Source organism: Aetokthonos hydrillicola CCALA 1050 (assembly GCF_017591665.1).
Lineage (GTDB): Bacteria > Cyanobacteriota > Cyanobacteriia > Cyanobacteriales > Nostocaceae > Aetokthonos > Aetokthonos hydrillicola.
In genome coordinates, this window is the sequence record NZ_JAAKGC010000108.1 from 1 (window position 1) to 19,933 (window position 19,933).

The 19,933-nt window shown below is 42.8% G+C and carries 19 protein-coding genes and 2 pseudogenes; 10 read left to right on the forward strand and 11 right to left on the reverse strand.

The window, feature by feature from the left end; genetic code table 11:
• Positions 1–64: 64 nt before the first annotated feature.
• The 7 genes and pseudogenes from G4P69_RS31150 to G4P69_RS31175 form a co-directional block, all read right to left on the reverse strand.
• Positions 65–2,632: an NACHT domain-containing protein gene (locus G4P69_RS31150; protein WP_208353494.1), complete on the reverse strand. Its 2,568-nt coding sequence runs from the start codon at positions 2,630–2,632 to the stop codon at positions 65–67.
• An 84-nt stretch (positions 2,633–2,716) separates the two neighbouring features.
• A pseudogene (locus G4P69_RS39635) lies at positions 2,717–2,962 on the reverse strand (effector-associated domain EAD1-containing protein); the annotation flags it as partial.
• 51 nt (positions 2,963–3,013) lie between these two features.
• Positions 3,014–3,223, reverse strand: a complete 210-nt coding sequence (locus tag G4P69_RS31155) for a ribbon-helix-helix protein, CopG family (protein WP_208344830.1) — start codon at positions 3,221–3,223, stop codon at positions 3,014–3,016.
• A gap of 376 nt (positions 3,224–3,599) precedes the next feature.
• Complete coding sequence (locus tag G4P69_RS31160; RefSeq protein WP_208344829.1) at positions 3,600–5,036, reverse strand: hypothetical protein; 1,437 nt, start codon at positions 5,034–5,036, stop codon at positions 3,600–3,602.
• Between the two features lie 233 nt (positions 5,037–5,269).
• The gene (locus tag G4P69_RS31165; protein WP_208344828.1) at positions 5,270–5,566 is read right to left on the reverse strand and encodes a hypothetical protein; all 297 of its coding nucleotides are present in this window, start codon (positions 5,564–5,566) and stop codon (positions 5,270–5,272) included.
• The gene (locus G4P69_RS31170) at positions 5,566–5,757 is read right to left on the reverse strand and encodes a hypothetical protein (RefSeq protein WP_208344827.1); all 192 of its coding nucleotides are present in this window, start codon (positions 5,755–5,757) and stop codon (positions 5,566–5,568) included. Before G4P69_RS31170 ends, G4P69_RS31165 begins: the two co-directional genes overlap by 1 nt.
• A complete protein-coding gene (locus tag G4P69_RS31175) occupies positions 5,754–6,101 on the reverse strand; it encodes a helix-turn-helix domain-containing protein (protein WP_208344826.1) in 348 nt (115 codons plus the stop codon). The genes G4P69_RS31170 and G4P69_RS31175 overlap by 4 nt, the downstream gene beginning before the upstream one ends.
• A gap of 267 nt (positions 6,102–6,368) precedes the next feature.
• On the opposite strand from G4P69_RS31175, the gene G4P69_RS31180 reads away from it, so the two are divergent.
• From G4P69_RS31180 to G4P69_RS39640, 5 genes and pseudogenes are all read left to right on the forward strand, one after another.
• Positions 6,369–6,842 (forward strand): hypothetical protein, encoded by a 474-nt coding sequence (locus G4P69_RS31180; RefSeq protein ID WP_208344825.1) that lies wholly within the window; start codon positions 6,369–6,371, stop codon positions 6,840–6,842.
• A gap of 64 nt (positions 6,843–6,906) precedes the next feature.
• A complete protein-coding gene (locus tag G4P69_RS31185) occupies positions 6,907–7,911 on the forward strand; it encodes an ATP-binding protein (RefSeq protein WP_208344824.1) in 1,005 nt (334 codons plus the stop codon).
• Positions 7,912–7,913: 2 nt separating this feature from the next.
• Positions 7,914–8,411 carry a hypothetical protein gene (locus G4P69_RS31190; RefSeq protein WP_208344823.1) on the forward strand — a complete coding sequence of 166 codons (498 nt, stop codon included), beginning with the start codon at positions 7,914–7,916 and terminating at the stop codon, positions 8,409–8,411.
• Positions 8,411–8,833 carry a hypothetical protein gene (locus G4P69_RS31195; protein ID WP_208344822.1) on the forward strand — a complete coding sequence of 141 codons (423 nt, stop codon included), beginning with the start codon at positions 8,411–8,413 and terminating at the stop codon, positions 8,831–8,833. Before G4P69_RS31190 ends, G4P69_RS31195 begins: the two co-directional genes overlap by 1 nt.
• Positions 8,834–8,949: 116 nt before the next feature.
• Positions 8,950–9,084: pseudogene (locus tag G4P69_RS39640) on the forward strand (IS630 family transposase); the annotation flags it as partial.
• A 338-nt stretch (positions 9,085–9,422) separates the two neighbouring features.
• On the opposite strand, the gene G4P69_RS31200 reads toward G4P69_RS39640, so the two are convergent.
• Positions 9,423–12,371 carry a Tn3 family transposase gene (locus tag G4P69_RS31200; RefSeq protein WP_208345500.1) on the reverse strand — a complete coding sequence of 983 codons (2,949 nt, stop codon included), beginning with the start codon at positions 12,369–12,371 and terminating at the stop codon, positions 9,423–9,425.
• A 137-nt stretch (positions 12,372–12,508) separates the two neighbouring features.
• Here G4P69_RS31200 and G4P69_RS31205 point away from each other — a divergent pair, with 137 nt between their 5' ends.
• Positions 12,509–13,123 carry a recombinase family protein gene (locus tag G4P69_RS31205; RefSeq protein WP_208345502.1) on the forward strand — a complete coding sequence of 205 codons (615 nt, stop codon included), beginning with the start codon at positions 12,509–12,511 and terminating at the stop codon, positions 13,121–13,123.
• Positions 13,124–13,296: 173 nt separating this feature from the next.
• Here G4P69_RS31205 and G4P69_RS31210 read toward each other — a convergent pair whose 3' ends face one another.
• From G4P69_RS31210 to G4P69_RS31220, 3 genes are all read right to left on the reverse strand, one after another.
• On the reverse strand, positions 13,297–14,556 hold the full coding sequence (locus tag G4P69_RS31210; RefSeq protein WP_208344697.1) for an RNA-guided endonuclease InsQ/TnpB family protein: 1,260 nt from the start codon (positions 14,554–14,556) through the stop codon (positions 13,297–13,299).
• A 269-nt stretch (positions 14,557–14,825) separates the two neighbouring features.
• Positions 14,826–15,956, reverse strand: a complete 1,131-nt coding sequence (locus G4P69_RS31215; RefSeq protein WP_208344698.1) for an LLM class flavin-dependent oxidoreductase — start codon at positions 15,954–15,956, stop codon at positions 14,826–14,828.
• Positions 15,957–16,272: 316 nt separating this feature from the next.
• Positions 16,273–17,520, reverse strand: a complete 1,248-nt coding sequence (locus tag G4P69_RS31220) for an RNA-guided endonuclease InsQ/TnpB family protein (RefSeq protein ID WP_243902626.1) — start codon at positions 17,518–17,520, stop codon at positions 16,273–16,275.
• Positions 17,521–17,582: 62 nt separating this feature from the next.
• Here G4P69_RS31220 and G4P69_RS31225 point away from each other — a divergent pair, with 62 nt between their 5' ends.
• The 4 genes from G4P69_RS31225 to G4P69_RS31240 form a co-directional block, all read left to right on the forward strand.
• A complete protein-coding gene (locus G4P69_RS31225; protein ID WP_208344699.1) occupies positions 17,583–17,795 on the forward strand; it encodes a hypothetical protein in 213 nt (70 codons plus the stop codon).
• Between the two features lie 6 nt (positions 17,796–17,801).
• A complete protein-coding gene (locus tag G4P69_RS31230) occupies positions 17,802–18,515 on the forward strand; it encodes a pyridoxine 5'-phosphate synthase (protein ID WP_208344700.1) in 714 nt (237 codons plus the stop codon).
• A gap of 65 nt (positions 18,516–18,580) precedes the next feature.
• A complete protein-coding gene (locus tag G4P69_RS31235) occupies positions 18,581–19,180 on the forward strand; it encodes an arsinothricin resistance N-acetyltransferase ArsN1 family B (RefSeq protein ID WP_208344701.1) in 600 nt (199 codons plus the stop codon).
• 141 nt (positions 19,181–19,321) lie between these two features.
• A partial coding sequence (locus G4P69_RS31240; RefSeq protein WP_208353497.1) for a sulfate ABC transporter substrate-binding protein occupies positions 19,322–19,933 on the forward strand: 612 nt, incomplete at its 3' end.

Sequence of the window (19,933 nt, forward strand, 5' to 3'; positions counted from 1 at the left end):
TTGTTTGCAAATAATCTGGTTTCATTTGCAGCTAATGTGGTTTTGAGACCACCCTTATTTGCAGCTAATGTGGTTTCAATTTTGCCTTGTTTGCAGTTTGAAGTGTTTCTGTTTGCAGTTCGCTACACCTAGATGGTAATTGAAACTTAGCGAGACGAATTCCACTTTCTGAAAACTGCCTGTCATCATTAATAGAATGTATATTTATTTCTTCTTTTTCAGGCAATCGATAATGAACCGCCATTTCACCTAGCTGATTACCAAGCCTTGTTCGATACCATTCTCCTAGCCATACACAAAATTTTAGTCGATTTTCCCAGCTTATACTAGTAATCATTCTTTTAGCATCTCCAGATGGGAATCGGTTACTTTTTTGCCAGTGTTGAAGCTGACGAGGTTTACATGTCTCATCAAGAAATAGCTGATATTCAGCAGAGGTTATGTAACTATTATCAATTTCTATTTCTTCATTAATCCGTATAAAATTCCTGAATCGCCTTATCAGGCTTACTTGCACTGCTAATTTGAATCTTTCTGGGTCGGTTGATTCTAATCCATCTTCTAACCTTTGTAGCAGTTCCCTGCGAGCATTTTCATCTACTCTTACACACTCTTCCAGACAATCATAAGCTAGTGCCATCACGTCAACTGAAGGAGACTGGATTTTTAAGACTTCACGAATTAGTCCGGTAGCATCACTTTGAGCAGCATAAAGACGAATAGTTTCTGCCCACCAAGACTTTGTAATATTACTAATTAATAATTCCTCTTGGTTCAATTCACTAATTTGAGTTGCTGCTAAATATTCTTGAAAACTCAAATGAGCAAATTGATAATATTTTAACTCTTTTTCTACTAATAACCCACTAACATTACAAATATACTCAATAAACTGTTCTGGCTCTATTTCATCGCTAACTCTGGCCGCCAATGGCTCTTGTATCCAAGAAATTCCCTGAGATATTTTAAACTCAGTAGCCGTCTGCTGCATTAAATTCAGTGCGAGTACTTGCAGGATAGGTTGCTTATCCTTACCTGTTAGTTTATCGCTAATATTCTTTTCTTTTTGTCTCTTTTCTAGTAAAACTTCACACATTTCCTTGTAAAGATCTACTCGTCTTTCAGGCAGGCTCCTCTTCTCAAGACTTAATTGATGGTGAACCATAGAAATCATTGTCAATAGCAGAGGATTGACTGCCATTGCTGCTAAAGGTGAGCTATTTCTGATCCGATTAATTAAATCATCAGCTTGTTGTTCTGCTTGTTTCTTTATTTCCGAACTCTCATATCCAGGGTTTCTTTCTTTTTCTGTTGCTAAATACCATTTATGAATAAAGTCGCGAACTTGATCCAGTTTAAATGGTTGCACCTCTAGGATTCTTCTCGCATTTTTTAGGCTCGCAGCTTTATAGCCACCTGGTCGAGATGTTAAGATAAAAGCAGTATTAGGATATGCTTGTATTTGTTCATCAACCCAAACACTCACTTGCCGACGCTGAGTTTCGTCTGCTACTTCATCCAATCCATCTAGCATTATCAAACATTTATTGCCTTCCTTTCGGTTTAATTCTTCTAACAACCATCTAGACACTATCTGAATTATTTCATTTTCTTTTATTATTTGCTTTACTTCTTCGTTAATCAAACTTACTAAAGATATTGTTTTACTGATTATTTCCTGATATACATCTCTTATAAGCAACAACACTGGAATTAATTCTGGAGTTTTCGGTTCGTACTTATGTTGTTCTTCGCTTGCATAAATAATAGTTAAATGTCTCAAGAGACTACTTTTACCTGCTCCTGGTCCACCCAGAACTACTATAGTCTGCTTATCAACTGTTGCTGCTAAAAAATCCCAAATTTGATACTCTCTTTCATTATTCACCTTATTAATCACTTGCTTAATTAATTCAGAGCGCGCATTATTCTGCCATGTTGCAATAATTTTTAATGGCACAAATACCTCTGGTAATTCTAAAGAGTAGTCTTTGCTCAACCCTTCTGTTTGGTATCTTTGATATTTATTAATTAATCCCTTGTAATATTTTGTCTGGCTTCTTTTTTTTAAGACTATTATCGGATTCTTTTCTTGCTCTTTCCGTTTAAGGGTAAGGATACGTGAACCCTCATCAAATGCTCTTTGAATAACCACATCTTGATTGTTTGAATTTTCAAACTCCAGAACCCTATAAAACCCTTGAGAAAATGCAATTGTCGCTTCGTTATCAACTGATTCTTTAATCCCGATTGTGTAATTAATATGTTGGCTAATTAACTTAGCAGCTTTTAATGAAAAACTTGAATTCAGCAGCACACAATTGACATAATTAGTATATGATTTAAATATTTCTGCTAAGTCTTCCGGCGAGACAGGTTGGTCGTTTCCTTTATCATCTTTCAACACCAAAGAGCCATCCTGATTACCCTCACAGAAAATATGAACAATTTCAGGGCGTTCTTCTCCTATTACCTGATAAATATCTACAGAAATTACAGGATTCTTGATTATGAGTTTAAAAGAATTTTGTCGATTGGCTTGTTCTGTTTTGTCAATTCTTTCTTTAATTTTTTCTATTTTATTAATTGCTTCACTAAAACGTTCTCTGCCGGGAGGCGTTACCAGTAGCAAAATTTTTTGCTGCTTAGTACTTAATTCTTTGGGTATACTAGGCAACGAAGCTTGAGGTGTTTTCCCTGTCAAGAATTCTTGAGCAATTGGTTGTAAAAGTGGGTTTCCAGAGTTCTCATTATATGCAGCACGAACTAGCTTTTCTAGCCATCCCTGAGATTCTGCTGTTTGTATTACCTTGAAAACAATGTCTTGTAAGTTACTGTCGCTAGTAATTTCGTTTAGGTTTTTTCCTAAATCATAATATAACAATCTTTCAAGTAACGATCTACTTGGAAAAGCATTGATTAAAGCCAGTTCTAGTTGTTTAAGCTGCTGACGGGATGGCATTTAATTTTTCAATAATAGTTTTATTTACGTACAGATAACAACGAGAACTACTTATTTTTCGCTCTTTGCCTCCAGCGCTGCCATCCTTTCCTCAAGTTCCATTACCCTACGTATCAATGGCACATCATCAGCACAGCCTAAGTAATGTGCCAAAGCATCAAGCATGACCTTAGTCTTAGTTATGCCAGCTTGTTTTACATATGCATTTAGCCGTTCATCCAGTTCTTGTGGGAGTCGGACGCTAAATTGAGGTGAAGCCATGACAGTAATTAATTCCAGACTGTACAGCAGTACATTCAATGAATGACAACTCTATTATGTACTGTACTGGAGAAAATGAGTTATTAACGGGGTGAAGTGTATTTTTTTTCAAGCTATCGCCCACTACCAGCACAAACCCTACTCCCCTGCGCACGACACAGCGAAGTGAGCGATCGCGCATCATGATAACTAACGTTGTCCAAAACACGGACGCAAACAATATTTATTTTAATATTAAATATTTATATAAATATATATATTAGTTTGCGTCCGTTTCAAGGATAGCCATAAAAAGGTGTACTGATTTTAACAGCATACAAGCTCGCTCCGACCTAACTATCAGTTACAGAGCAGCAATTTCTATTTAAAGTCATGGTTAAACTGCTACGACTTGACCATCATCATTTATGGTTACTCCCCACTCATGCCCAAATCGCTTGACCATGCTGTGAATAGAATTAACTAGCATAGATTTAGGGTTAAGGCGAACAACATTAAAGCACCTGTTCACAAACTCAAAGCCAAAGAATTGTCTATTTTCGTAGCACAAAGGCAATATTTTAAATGTCGCCAGCCTGATAAAATCCCCATCATTGCTAGATAACGCTTCTTGTATAAGTTCAAAGTAAGAGGGTATAACGCTTTCTACAATATTGCTGTAAGCACTAGCATTTTCTAGCTTTTCTCTTGATGATGGATGGTCTTTCGGTTTCTTGTCGTTCTTCATGGCATTAATCAACATTCCAAACAGCCTTTCCCTGTCCAGTTTGTTTTGACTCTCTAGCCATTCTGCTGTGTCAACACACCATGCAAGCGCATTGTTAAAATGAGTACACCCTTTCCAGTTGCGTTTAATGGTGTCTTTCATTTTTGCTTCTACTGGAATGCGAAGCTGTAATTTAATCTGAGTCATTACATCACTGAGTTCATCTATCTCTATATCTGACAATTCAACCGATGTATCAAATGTTTTGGTAATGGGTGCTGTAGGTGCTGTAACAGGGTTAGAGACTTTATTTTCAACGCTTTTGGATGAGCCAAGTTCTACCAAGGAGAATCCTTCAACTAACTTTCTTCCAATGTTTGCCAACATTTCTAGGAGCATGAGGGGGACTTTGCTGAAGGCGATCGCTCTCCTTACCACAGACTGTGCAGTTAATCCCTCTTCGTCCATCTGTCTTTGAATCTCCACCCCTGTTTCTTGATCATAAATAGGTGGGATTTGACAGTACCGGGTTCCATCAGGGTTACTTCTCCAGATGTTTGGGGTATCGATTTGGTGGTAGTCCGTGTCGTGGACTACCCCCTGAATGCTAGCTAGTTGCAGTTCTTCAGTATCTTGTACTTTTGGAAACTCTACAACTTTCTTTGTACGGATGTCCGTTTTACGGACTACTGGCTCTGGAAGCCACTCTTCTACAGGTTTGAAGGAATATTCTGTGCTAGTTCCTGGGCGCTCGTTTTTCTCCAGGATGTTCTGCTCAACTGCTTGATTCAAGCCTTTGAGTATGGTTTTTCTGTCGCACCCTGTACGAGAGGCGACGTTTTCAGCCGACTCGGTGAACGTATTCCCTGAAATTGTACGATACAACACTTGGTTTAGGGTGAATGACTCCACTAGTGTGGGCTTAGCTTCAACTGTCTTACAAAGCCTGTAAAGTGCTGCGTCTTTTAATTCTGGTGGGAGGGTTTGTATCCAAGAGAGGGTGACTTGTTGGGTACTAGTAAAATCTGTTTTAAATTCGGGTTTTTCCCATAGGGAATCTGCCTCTGTGGTGGGTACAGAGGGATTTGGTATTGTTTGAGTAGTCACAATATTTTCGCGCTTCAAACTACCCCACTGACAATAAGATTGAAACTCACAGTGGGGACTTGCAATTAGGTTAGTTACTTTAGTTAGACTGTACTGCCCGAAAATTACTTATTTAACGAACTGCCAAGACAAAGACACTTGTGTAGGCGACTCTCTTGAGTTGAGCAAACCGTCCGTCACCAACAACGTCAATAATTAAGATAGGTAATCTTGTAACAGTTCGGGAGTTGTTGTTACGCTGCCTGTTGATGCTGAACAAAATCTAACAGTGGGGGAAATATCCTTGATTGATCAGTAGAAACTAGTACTAGTACAACATGGCTCGACAGTGGTTCACGAATATAGTCATAAAGAATAGCGAATGCTCTAGTCGTTAAGTAATGTGCATTCCTCAGCAACACTACAACCCTTCTCTGTGCTGCTCCTACACCAGATGCCTTAACTTGTTGTATCAGTTGTTCAACGTCTTTGGCTTCATAGCCATTTACTGCATCAAAATCTATGACCATATCACACAGAAAACTCGCCATTACTCTTCCTCCGTTTGTTCAACTTTCTCGAACGTCCCATCAGCACGCCGTCGCCAACCTTCTATAATTTCATCATCTTCTAAATTACGAGGTTTTGACGGATCTCGCCAATCGTAGTCAATGGGTTTATCTGGCGAACCTGGCTTTTGGAAAAGTTCTTTATTCTTATCAGGGTTGTTTGCTTCTGTCATGCTGATTTTCTCTCGAACGGTAATATTTCACCAGTAGCTCTACGAGCGGATTGTTTTCGATTACCGTTATGTTCTTTCGGTAGTACATCAACACCAGATGTTGTTTGGTCGGATACAATCACCTCTGAGCGAGGATCATCATCAGGTGTGTACTCCAGCAGATCACCAGGAGCACATCCAAGTGCCTTGCAGAATCGATCAAGGGCTTCTAATGTCAGGGATGAAACTCTTCCTTGTTCGATTTTTTGTACGTTTTGCAAGCTGTAGCCAGTTCTTCTAGCTAGCTCATTTTGTGATATCCCTTCTCGTTCTCTAATTTTTTTCAAAGTTATTAGCACAGCCATAATCCTCATTCATATCCTCATAGTAGCACTACTAATAGTTGTCAACTCAACTTATGATCACCTTTTGGTAATATAAAAAACTAATATATAACCAGAAGTTGTATTACTAACACTAATAGAAAAAAGGGTTATTGGCTATGGAATACTACTATAAGTAGTGCTACTATTAATAATATGCAGTAAAAAGCATTCATACCTCCGCCCCAGACGCCAATCATAGTGCGAGCGCATGAATGTTAAAACCCTTTAGTACAAGGATTAAATTAAATGTATCATCACATTTTAGCAGGCTTCAATACGAAGTCTTCTGCGCAACTATCTACCTACACCACGTCAGAGCAAACCATCGCTCAGGCAGAATTAGACGCACACATCGAATCTCAAGCCCAAGAGATAGCCCCTGAGCCAGAAATTCAATTCATAGATCTAGACGGCTTCTACACCTATGAGGCACAAGTAGCTCTTCAAGTTATTGCCACTATCACTCATGACTGTGAAGACTTTGTAACTCAGCCTTGGGTCGTCATGGTGGGTGAAGTGGAAGTACACCGTGCTGACACTTGGGCGAAATGTGCTGATTATATACGCTGGCACTATAAGCAAGGTACATTGCCTAAGCTAAGAACCAATACACCTGAAGAACTGCTAGACAAGCCATTTGACCAACTGACGCTCCAGGAGTGGGAAGCACTAAAAGCCTACGAGCCACAGTCTGAAGATGTGGATTTGGTAGCAGCGTAATCACTGTTTTGGGTGAGCACCAAGTTCACCCAGTTCACAATCATTAACAATCTTGACGCTTACTATGTTTAAACGCGCTACAAAATCCCAAATCAAAATCAGGCTTGCTCTTAGTGGAGCCTCCGGTTCTGGCAAGACATTCTCGGCACTCTCAGTCGCATCCCACATCAGTAATAAGGTAGCAGTAATTGATACCGAAAGAGGTTCAGCAAGTCGCTACGCTGATTTGTTCAATTTCGATGTGTGTGAGTTGGACAATCACCACCCTGCTAAGTACATTGATGCTATTAAAGCAGCTGAAGCAGCAGGCTACGAGGTGATTATCATCGATTCCCTTTCTCACGCTTGGTATGCTGAACTAGAGCTAGTTGACCAAGCCAAAAACAGCTTTACAGCTTGGAAAGATGTAAGACCACTAGAGCGAAGACTGTTAGACACTATTGTTCGCTGTAACTCCCACGTCATTGCTACCATGAGGAGCAAAACCGAGTGGGATACTAGCCAGAAAGACGCTAATGGCAAGATGAAGCCGGTAAAAATTGGCACAGCAGCAATTCAAGTTTCAGGGATCGAGTATGAGTTCGACATCGCTGGGGAGCTAAGTGCTGAGCATATTCTGTGGATTAGCAAGAGTCGTTGTCCAGAGTTGCAGGATACTAGCTGGCTTAAACCAGGGTCAGAGTTGGCTGTAGTACTGAAGCGGTGGATCGGGACTTCCCCAGTACCAAGTACAACAGCTGCTAACAGTAACCCTAATAACGAGCGGGTTAAGCAAATTCGCACACTGTTGGGGATCGACGGGAAAGCAGTCCTGGAATGGCTAAAGACTGAAAAAGTGGCTAATTCTCCTGCTGAACTTGAGACAAAGCAAGTCGATGAGCTTGTTCAATGGATGGCTGTGCAGTGGGCTGCGAAACAGGGGATGCAACATAATCATGCTGCTAATAGTTTCAACAAGCATGTTGGGGCGATGGTGCAGCAAGGGTATGAGGAGATCGAAGCAATTCAAGCTTGGATGCAGCATGTACAGCAGCAGGCTGAACAAAAAGTTTCTGTGAGTGTGGGGTAGTTATGTCAAAGGTTAGGTCTAAAACAGTCATCAGTGTTGGCGTAGCGATCGCCACTTTGCCACTTACTCTTGCTGTTCTGTGCTGTAGTACAGTTAAGCCAGTAGTTGCACAATCTGAAACTGCTTCCTGTAAGGATATTCCTTCTTGTGGGGTAGCTGGTATTATTGTAGGTATTCAATTCATTGGGAGTGTAACGTACTACATTGTTGATACTGGTCACGGTGTACTAAAGAAGATAAGAGCGCATCATCCTAGTAGTACTGTGCATAATAATGGTGAGGATTACCAAGAGGAACTAATCACAATAAAAGGTTCTCCCGGTGCTTCTACTAAATGTTATGAGATAGCGGAAGAACGCACACGTAGCACAGGTAAAAAATGGAGAGTGAAATCTAATAAGCTTATGCGCGGTACAGGAGGAGTAGCACAGCCAGGTAAGCTTTTAGATTGGGAATGTATTATTACAGATGCTCCAGAAGATCACAAGGCAGGTGAATAATGTTTAAAGGGTTGAATTACACCGATACTATGATGATATTGGTTTATCCAAATAACCAAAAAGAGGAAGTTAATATTTTCTTAAGTCCTGTTGACTTTAAAAAGCCTGAGCAGTTAATAAACACACACTGCACAGAAGTTATTACTGTTTGGCAAACCAAAGAACAAACTAGGACGAGGGAAGTAAAAACACCTCAGCTTATTAAAGAGTTTGAGTTAATTGTCAGAAATTCAGATACAGAGGATTCCTTCAGCGCTATCCTGAACAGTTTCAAAGAGTATGCTGAGGGTATTAACATTACTCAGATTCTTAAGTTGTATTGTGTATTTGATGAAGCGATCGCTAATTGTTCTATTGAGAGTTTAATTCTTGCAGAAAGAACTTCTCAAAACTACATTGAAAGTCAATCATCCGCCGCGTAGAATAGGATTCTGATGATTTACTTTTAGCCTTGTCCAGAAGGGGTAGTGTTCAACTACCTCTTTATGGTTTTAGAGTTCAGCTGATTAATATAGTTATTTTTTATACATCATAAGTAGGAGAAATTAACTTATATTACTTGGATGAGACTGGATTTTGTTTAATTCCTAATGTTCCTTATGGATGGCAAAATATCGGTGAATACCTATCGATTAAGAGTCGTCGTAGTTCCCGTTTAAATGTATCGGGCTTATTCTAGCTGGTCAAATTTTGTAGCTTCTGTTGAGAAAATCCTCAGAGAATTTGGAATTTGGACAAAGTTATGTAATTAATTTTGTTTAGCTACTTAACACACATTACTGTTTTAATCTAAATTCACTTTGCTGGTTCCGGTCATAACCCAAGCTTCTCACGAAATTGAGGATCATATTTTGCTTTTTTCCAATTGTTTACTTGTTTTATTTGTTCTGGCGTTAGGTTTTTAGCATCTCTAAGATCGGTACATGGGGTAAAAGTAGCGAAGAGAGATTTTGCCGCCACGCAACGGCTGAAACTTTTACCCAGATGAGGTTTTAGAAAAAAAACTCGCCTTTAAGCAGCATCAATTTGTAATCGCTCGTTCATATCCAATCGGAAAGTGCCATAAGGGTTAACATGTGCCCAAATCAACGGTGATAACGCCCGTAAATCTTCTTTTTCCATCTGCTTCATCCAAGTGGCTTGTGTTAAAACCTTTTGAATCATCAGGGTATTGATGTAAACAAGGCTGATTTGCAGCAGGTGGAGGCACAAAACTGATAATTCTTGTTCATCCAGGCGGTTGGTAGCAATTTCACTGTTTTTACCGTAAAAAATAAAACCATTAGCACTGTTCCAGTTCTCCACCACATTCAGCCCTTCATTAATCTCACGCCGTAAACCTTCAGAGTTGAGGTAGTGACATAAAAAGATAGTTTTAACCGCTCTACCTAGTTCAGAAAGTGCTTTTTGTGTAGGATGTTGGGGAGATGAACGGCTAAAGCGTTTCAAAATCGTGTCTGCTTCTGCCGTTCCCAAACGTAAGGCAGTAGTGTATTTAATCATCTGGTCATACTGCTGACGAATGAGTTCCCAATCAATCGCTTTAGTAAGTACAAGTTGCAAGTTAGGAAAATCTTGTTTTTGTCCAGCACTTGGTAGATATAACTTTTGGGAACCGATGCGCTTGATCCGAGGCATCAACTCAAAGCCCAGTAAACGGCAAAAGCCAAAAGCAATTTCATTTTGACCATGGCTGTCTACATAGTTTTTCTTTACCTTCATATCAGTGCAATGACGTAGGAGACCCTCAATCATTGCTGCCACCTCACTGGAAGAACAAGTCTTAAGTTGAGAATAGATGCAGGCAGATTTTTTCTCAACGTGCCAATAGATCATCACCCCCCGACCTCCGTATCGAATGTGCCATTCTGTCATCAAATTTTGATCCCACGAGCCAAACTTTTTGGAATCACTAGCACACGCTGTAGTACCTTCTCCCCAAATTGCTACCTTACGAATATTGAAAGTGGCATTTACAACTTCTGCGATAGCATTACGCAAGTGTTCTCGGTGAATGTAGTGCTTTTTGACGTAACGCAGATCATACTCTAAGTCACCATTAATTCCCCCACACATACGCTTGAGTCCGGTATTGCTGCCCAATCCATACAAACACAACAACAATCGTCGTTGCAGGGTTTCTCGGTCAAGGTTAGAACGGACACCCGTATTCTTGAAATGATTAGTAAACCCAATCCGCAGGTCGGCTTCTTTCAACATATCCAGCAAACTGGTTAGGGGCCAGCGTCTTTCTATCTCACGTTTGAGTTGCAAGATGTTGAGTGGTTCTGGCTGTGCTTCCAGAGGGGAGACGCTGATCCAGCCATTTTTCTTCTTTTGAATCTTGACTTTGCTATTACTGGGCATTCCTTGATCCAGCATTGTTAAAGCCTGGGTCATTTCTTGCTGAAGTTGGCTGATAAAGGTGAGAGCGTCTAATGGTTGCCCTAAAGCGAAGTAGTAGGTTTCTCTATGCACTTCAAAGTCTTGAGGCAAGTCTTCTTCTGGGTTACAGTAGCGCTTAGCCCCAACCACCCAAATTTCCTTGGAGCGCAACTTATCTCGCAGTGCCTGTAGCACGCATATTTCATAGTTGACCCGATTAACCCGTTCCTGCCCATCCTTGTCCTGTTCCAAAATCAGGTCGTGTTGAACTTTGGACAGAACACCATTGACGAACAATTCCTCACCGATTGCATAGTATCGCTGATTGCTGTCTTGGTATCTTTTAAGCAATTCCAAAGCAGAAATTACTGGGCGGTGCATATCGTTGTTAGAGCGAAACTCTAGTGTGGATAAGAGTTGAGGAACCATACGCCGATAGTGATGCAGATATGATGAACGCATCACTGTGTAAATTTTTTCCTCATACGTAGGACTGTTAGATTTATATTCTTTGACTACCGCTTGCAGTGTTTTGGGGCTAACTACTGGGTAAACAACATCCTTAACAGGTTCTTCAGGACGCTCAAGTGAAGCTTGGGCAATTTCAAATAACAGGCGTGGTTTACCATCCACCCGTTTAAATTCTTCAATGAGCTGTTTATCTACCCGTCGTTCGGCACTAACATAAATGCGGTGGATAATCTGAATGAGTAACTCTACCAAACTGTCAGTAATCTCCTGGTTGCGTTGCCAGCAGAAAGCTGCCACTAAAGTGTAGCGAATGTGAGCCGGATGACGACGCAGTTCACGGGGTGTCTCTGCACTTGCCCGCCGACGGTAGTGAGCAATAATTTTGGGGGGAACATTAGCAAACAATTTGGTTGGTAGTCCCAAATCCCGGATACATTGAAGTTTAGAGACTTCTTTGAAAATACTTTTAAGACTGGTGCGACCAGGGTCTGTTTTAAGGAAATTGAAGACCGACTGTTTAAATTGGCTCTGGTCATCATCTAGGGCATCTTGAGTATTGAGAAGGGCATCCATTTTGGTCAGCGTTCCCGATTCAATTTGGTTGAAGATACCAGCACAGAATTTTTTTTCAGTGGTGATGACCGCAGACCGAATCAACCGTTCCATAGCTTCGGGTATTGGTGGTTCTACCTTTAACTCCCGTAAACGTTGATACACTGCTGCTTCTAATAAAGAGGCTTGACGGTCATATGCCAAAACAGACTCACACAACCAAGCAATAAGTTCTTTTTTGTCAAGTGGGTTGAATTCTCGAAAACCAAAGAAATCGCGGATTTCAGCGCGATGACGTTCAATAGTGCGTCCGTTAAACCAGTATTCTCCATATTGTTTTGGCGAAACTTCCAGAAGTTTAGCAATGTAAGAAACAACCTGTTTGGGAACCTCCTGTTTGGTGCGAGGAAATTTCGCTTCCATTTGAAAGAATTTCAGTAGCACAGCGAAGCCTAAGCGGTTTTCTTCAGTTTTATTTGACACTAGTACCATTTCACTTGGCAGCAGCGTAAAATTTTCTACCAGTTCCTCTGCATCCCATTGACGCTTCAAAAATATTGCTCCTCACCCTGGTCACAGGATACAAAAGTTTATCACTTCATCGTATCAGTTAAAGTGTACTTTATTTGGTACAATAAATCAGAACGGTGCAGTACGGGTTTGAGACCGACAAAATCTAGAGGGTTTAATTGGTACAAAGAGTTGCCATTTATTGCCGAGTTTCCACAACTGATCAGTCCTGTGAGCGACAAGAACGGGACTTAAGGGAGTATGCCATTATTTGCGGATACTCCGTAGTTGGTGTCTGGTTTGAAACAGCTTCTGGAACTAAGAATGACCGTACTGAACGCTCCAAAGTGATGGCATTGGCTCAAAGTCATAGCATTGATGCCATTTTGGTGACGGAGATAACTCGGTGGGGACGCAGCACCATCGATTTGATTGAAACGTTGCAGTCGCTCCACAGTTGGCATGTTTCCTTGATTGCTCAAACTGGATTGCAATTTGATTTGAATACACCGCAAGGCAGGTTAATTGCTCACCTAATGGCATCTTTGGCTGAATTTGAACGGGATTTGGTGCGAGAAAGGGTCCGTTCAGGGGTAGCTGCTGCTAAAGCGCGGGGTCAAAAGTTTGGCAGGCAACCAGGACAACGAGTCAAAGCAGATAAATTGAGTCCCAAGGTTTTGCAAATGGTTGACCAGGGGTATTCCTACCGCAAAATTGCAGAAAAACTCGATCTGAGCAAGACAACGGTCAACAATATCGTAAAACGCCACAGGCAGTCAAGCAATCAGGACTGAAGACAGATTTTTTGGATGAAACCTAACCTGGGTAAAAGTTTCAGCCGTTACGTGGCGGCAAAATCTCTCTTCGCTACTTTTACCCCAAGAGGGGGTCAAGCTTGCCATGCAAATTCAAACTGGTGACGTTCTCCCCCGTTAAGCCTGCGGCTATAACAGGGGCAACTCGGCGATTAAAATAGAGATAGTTGCTCTCCAAAATAACCCCAAGCTTCTGGCTTCACAGGCTGGGTATCCCCTAAGCCTCCACCAGCAGACACGATAAGCCCCACCGCGTTTAATGCACGCTGTAAAATATTACGAGCGGCATTCTCGTCTCTATCCAGCACTGCACCACATTTATGACACTCATGAGTGCGGATAGACAATGTTTTCGGTACTTTTGCACCACAATTTGAGCATTCCACCGATGTGCCATAGGGGTTTACTTTGACAACATGAATGCCGCGTTTTACCGCCACTGCTTCCAACTTATCAATGAAACTTCCCCAAGCAACATCTAGAATTGATTTGCCTAAACGTGTACGTGCTAGACCGCGAATATTTAAAGCTTCAACTGCGATTAATTCATACTGTTTAACCAGTTTATGTGCTGTATTGTAATGAAAGTTTTCTCGAATTCTACCAACACGTTGATGAATCCGAGCAATCTTGTTCTGTTGCTTTTTGTAGCCAGCAGAACCTTTTTGTTTACGAGCTAAAAAGCGCTGCTGGCGAGCTAAATGTTTTTGTGCATTCCTATAAGGCTTTTGCACTGGAACTGTTTGACCGTCTGATGTGGTGAGAAATTCCTTCAAACCAACATCAACCCCGACCACTGATTTAACATTGTCCAACGGTAACAGTTCGGGAACTGAACTATCCTCCATTTGCACACAGCAGTACCAACCATCTGCTTTATGAACTACGGTGCATGTTTTTAGCATAAAACCGTCAGGTATGGGTCGATGCATAACTACTGGCATCTCCCCGATCTTTGACAGTTTTAATGTGCTGTCATTTAAGAATGCTCCAGCCTTTGCACAGTTCATTCGTGGATAAACAAACGAGCGTAACTCGCCTTGTTTTTTGAACTTGGGTCGCCCACCACGTTTACCCGACTTATCTGGAAACAGCCACCGCTCCCAAGCTTTCCACAGTCGTTGCAAATTGACTTGCTGTGACTCCGCGTAGATGTTTTTGTACTCCGGGAATAGTTCTTTTGTTTCCTTTAAAGCAGCTTGCTGGGTGTAGTAGTTAACTTTTTCTGGAATATCACCAATCGGTTCACTGACAATAGAACATCTATCGATTGAACACCTAGTACTGCGCAACCAATCTAACCTTTGCCCCAAAGCATAATTCCAGTGACGGCGCAACAGTTCTAGAATGTGCAACATCATTGTTTCTTGTTCGGGACTTGGTTTAATTCGGTAGCAGTAGGTTAGTATCATAACCGATAAAGGATTTGATACAATCATTGTAGCAACAAATGGAATACAATGACAAGAAAATACATGTTAAGGGTTAGACTAACTGAACAAGAAAAGGAGCGATTACAAGCGGAAGCAGATAGACGGGCAGTTTCTATGTCTGAAGTTGTCCAAGATTACTGCAAACGGTTGCCTAAGCCCGATAAATCCTGACCGCCATTCCCCACCCGTTAACAAGAGCGGGGTATAACGGGCGACCCCTGGCGGAAGAAGTTGGACAGATAGTCAGATTATACCGACCCGCCGATGTACTCATTCGGTGTCGTCTCTTGCGCGGCGCGATTAATCCGGGGCAAGACCTCGTTCGCCATGAGTTCCATGGAGCGCCGCGCGAGCGCTGGATCGGCCCAGTCATGACCCGTATAGAGCAGGGTACCGAACGCGCCGACCTTTTCGCGGAATTCGAGAATCTGATCCGCGACACTCTCCGGAGTTCCCGCTATCACGAGACGCTCGATGCACCGCCGGGTTGTGAAATCGGAATCCGGCTGGTTGGAAAAATCGCGCATCACGTCCAGCGCGTTGGCCTTCGCAAGCTTCGTCCGCATGACGTGGAAGTAGAAGCCGTGGGCTCCGTCCTCGCCATACGCATAGCGGCGCGCTGTAATCTCGTCATCGGCCACGAAGACGCTGCGCGCCACGCGCCACCCAGAGGGATCGACGGAGAGGCCCGCCGAGCGTCGGCCTTCCAGGTAGCTCTGGATCTGCGCGCAGACGACGTATGCACCCACGTAGGTCGCCGAGATTCCGGTCCAGCCGCGAGCTCCCGCAACGTGCGGCCCTTGTCCATCGGGCCGGATCGAGGTGATTGCGATCGGCGGATGCGGTCTCTGCAGCGGGCGGATTGCGACGCCCAGCCCGATCTGCCGATCAAGCGAGCGCTCTGTGGTCGTCTGGTAGAACTCGCCTGCGATCCGGTATGGCGACTCTTCGCTCCAAATCCGGCACATGTGATCGAGCGCCTCCTGGGTCTTGCGGTTGCGGTCTGATCCCAGGTCTCCGATAGCCTCCGCGTCACCGCGAACGCCCGGTCCTACTCCCAGCACAAGCCGACCATGCACTAGGTGGTCAACCATCGCGACCTGCGCCGCCGCCATCGCCGGGTGGTAGTTGGCAAGCGGCAGCACACCGGTGCCGAAGGTGATCGACGGACACGCATCGGCCAGATGCGCGATGAAAGCGAGGCTCGATGTGATCGTCTCAGCCGAGTCGACGAGATGCTCGCCGATGAACGCTTCTCGATAGCCGAGTCTATCCGCCAGCACCACCGCTTCGCGATCCTCGCGGAGAACGTCTGCATACGGGCGAAGAGGTGGATGGACGGGCTGGATGAAGAATCCGAGCTTCAGAGGGTTATGCATGGTGGGTCTCCTCGTTGGTATGGCCATGTTGAATGCAGGCGGTGACGCCGTTTCTCTATTCCCTGAGAGACATGAATTAGCACATGTTCGGGAATTATTGTGTGTGACTTAAAGGAAAAGTTTGCCGGATTAGTATTGCGGTCTTCTACAATTAGCCCAAGAAATTGCTTTTATTTTTATCTTGGAAAGTTTCCAACACTCGCAAAGATAGGTTGTTGCTATATTTTACAATACAAGATATTAGACGAAGTTATATTATCCTACACTAAATTTATCCATTTAAGGTGGTTGCACACAGCGATGCCAAAAAAGTTTTCTAGCACTGTCCTTTGTAAACTACCCACTGTGAACCCGGTACTCCGGGTTCACAGTGGGCTTTCAGAAGCCCTGGAATACTCGCCACCGATAAATTGCAAGCGAGAAACTCCGAGCCGCAGGGACTGTTTACTTTCGCCCCTAATTGCTTAATTACATTTGCTGCATTGTAGTCCGCATCTCCCTTCCATCCACAGTGTCCACAGCAGTAGTCTTTACCATTTCGGTAAGAGCTTCCCGCAATCGGGTGGATGTGCAAACACTTATGACAAGTCTGGGATGTATAGCGTGGGTTCACCAAAACCACAGGAATACCAGCAATATTGGCTTTGTACTGGATAAACAGTTTCAGTTGGTAAAACGACCAAGAGTTAGCCAAAAATCGTTGCTCACGACTCCTAGGCTGAGTATTGGTACGTTCTCTGATACCCGTTAAGTCTTCCAAAACAATATGTGATTCGGAAAAACTTGCTTCTAATATTAGTTTGCAAGCAATATTGTGGTTTAACCAAGCTTGGAACCTACGCTCTTTACCAGCTAACCGTTTCTGCAACTGCCTAGAACGTCTGCGGCTGCTGCGAGTGCCTGTACTGGCTTTGTATTGCAATCTAGCACGAATCTTAGAATACTTCGTGCGCGTCTTCTCTATCTTTTCGCCAGAGAAAGACATTCCATTACTTACACTAGCGATATCTTTACGACCTAAATCAACACCTAAATAATTATGCTTTTCAGTTATTTGTGCAATATCAAGGGATGCGTTAACTTTTACTTGGATGTGCAAATACCATCCATCTGAATGTTTGCTTAAGGTGGCGCTACTAGGAGAACCATTACCCCAATCCAACATTTTGCGTTGGTAGTCACCCAGAATTAGCTTTACTTTTATACGTCCAGAAAGAACACAAAGGCTAACTACTTCCAGATTCTTAGACAAAGTAAAAGTACGAGCATCATACAAAACAGAACCAGGCTTAAATTCTTTAACTTTGCTATTTTTGCGATTACCAGCAACGCGAATACAAGCTTGTATCACATGATTAGCTTGTAATCCAGATCTAGTTTTGGCATCAGCGTAAATGAGCTTCTGAATTTTAGTGGCACCTGTGTACTTATCGGGTACTGAACTATTGATGTAATTGCAAGTAGCCGCAAATATTAACGACAAGTTTTCAAGATGTCTATCCTGTTCATTGGTTGTTTCTAACTTGCAAACAACAGTTAATATTTGTGGCTCATCTTTGTACAATGTTAATCGCCTCGTAACTTTATGCTTTAATATTAGTATACCACTATAGAAAATCGTTGTCTATGCCTTTTAAAAAGAATCACGAATATCGCTGGAAACCGAATGGGGAAATAGCTTTAGATAAAAGTCCTCTTTGTTTAAAGCTAGACCCTGTTTTAAAGGCACAAATAAAGTCAATTCCTGACTGGCAAGAAAAGTTAAGGGGAGTACTTCCTAGATTAGTGTCCGAGTGGTCAGAGTTAGGCGATTCCTCCGAGTCTGAACTCCATGACTAAAGTCATGTGGCAGACAATTCGTCATCGCCTCGCCATTCCTCCCGACCACTGATTCTGAGTACAGAATTCAGTGGGGGACTCCTGGCTGATTTAGTTGAAGCAGGTGCGCACGGTATTACAGTTCATCCGCGTCCAGATCAGCGTCATATTCGACCAAACGATGTCTACGCACTGGCGCAGATGGTGAGTGTGGAGTTCAACATTGAAGGAAACCCATTCGAGCCACCATTTATGGAGATAGTTGAACAGGTTAAGCCGACGCAATGCACTCTAGTACCGGATGCTCCTAATACCTTTACTTCGAATCATGGTTGGAATTTAGCAGCAGACGGGCAAAGGTTGATACCCATTATTAATGAGTTGAAAGCTCGAGGAATTCGAGTGAGCTTGTTTATGAATCCTGATCCGGCAGAAATTCAGCGTGTTCAAGAAGTTGGTGCTCAACGAATAGAGCTATACACTGAGCCCTACGCGATCGCATTCCACAATGGAGATGTAGAAGCTGTTTTTCAGCAATATGCACTTGCTGCCCAAACCGCCCAGGCTCTTGGTTTGGGCGTAAATGCTGGGCATGACTTAAATGTGCAAAATCTAAGAAAATTTTGTTCTATTCCTGGTATTCTAGAAGTCTCTATTGGTCATGCGCTAATTGCTGATGCATTAGAGATAGGATTATCTAACGCTGTTAAAGCTTACTTACGGGTGTTAGCTCTGGTGTAAACGACTGTTGATGTGTCAAATACGTTGATCAAGACTCAAAGTCTTGTACAAAAAAGAAGCTTTCTATGTCGTCCATTATTCGGCTCGCTACTGAACACGACGCTCTCCAAATTCTAGAAATTTACGCTCCCTTCTGCAAGGATTCTGCCGTATCTTTTGAAACTCAACCGCCAACCCTAGATGAGATGCAGCAGCGTATTACAAAAGTTCAAAAGAAGTTGCCCTGGCTGGTATGCGAACGGCGCGGGGAAGTTCTTGGGTATGTTTATGCTGTATCCCATAGAGAGCGTGCAGCCTATCAGTGGTCTGTGGATGTAACTGTTTACATTCATGAAGCACACCGTCGTTCAGGTATAGGGAGAGCTTTGTATACGTCGCTATTTAAAATTCTGGTACTTCAAAGCTACTACAATGCCTACGCTGGTGTTGCCCTTCCGAACCCAGGGAGCGAAAGGCTCCATACAACGATGGGATTTCAAACAATTGGGATTTTTCAGGGTGTAGGGTACAAGAATGGTGCGTGGCGTGATGTGGCATGGTTTGGGCTGTCACTACAACCGCGAGTCCCTGATCCGAAACCTCCTATCAACATTAATACCTTGCGAAATACCTCTGAATTGGAATGCGCCCTGACTAGCGGGCTGCCTTTGTTAAAGCTTCTTTGAAAATTATTTTGACAATAGTTCTAAATTAGATAAACCCATAAACGGATAGATTTAGTGTAAAATACTAAAAAAATCCGGCAACTCCATCTGCTCTGTTATCTACCAACAACCTTTTCCAGCAAATGTTGGAAACTCTTTGAGATGAAAATAAAACGAATTTCTTGGGCTAATGTGGCGGCTGTGTCAGCTGTTATTCTTGCCAACGCTTTGGTCGTAGTCAAGAACGTCCAAGGCAATACGTCAAACCAACTGTTAAACGTATCATACGACCCAACCCGAGAACTATACCTCAGTCTGAACGAGCAATTTATTGGAAAATACGAAAAAGAAGCTCGCAAGCATCTAAAAATCAAGCAGTCACATGGTGGCTCTTCTTACCAAAGTCATTCGGTGATCGACGGGAGTGCGCCAGCAGATGTCGTCACCCTGGGACTTTATTCAGATGTTGACGCGCTACGCAAACAGAAGCTAATCCCAGAGGGTTGGTCTAAACGGCTACCGAATAACTCACAACCGTATTCCTCCACCATTATCTTTGTAGTGCGCAAAGGCAATCCGAAAAATATTCGGGATTGGTCTGATTTAATTCGTCCTGGTGTCGAAATTATTACACCAGATCCAAAAGGCTCTGGTAACGGCAAGTTAAGTGCTTTAGCTGCTTGGGGTTCGGTGATCAAACGAGGTGGTAGTGAAGCTGAAGCTCTAGCGTTTCTTAAGTCATTCTATCAACACACTGTCGTACTTGATGCTGGC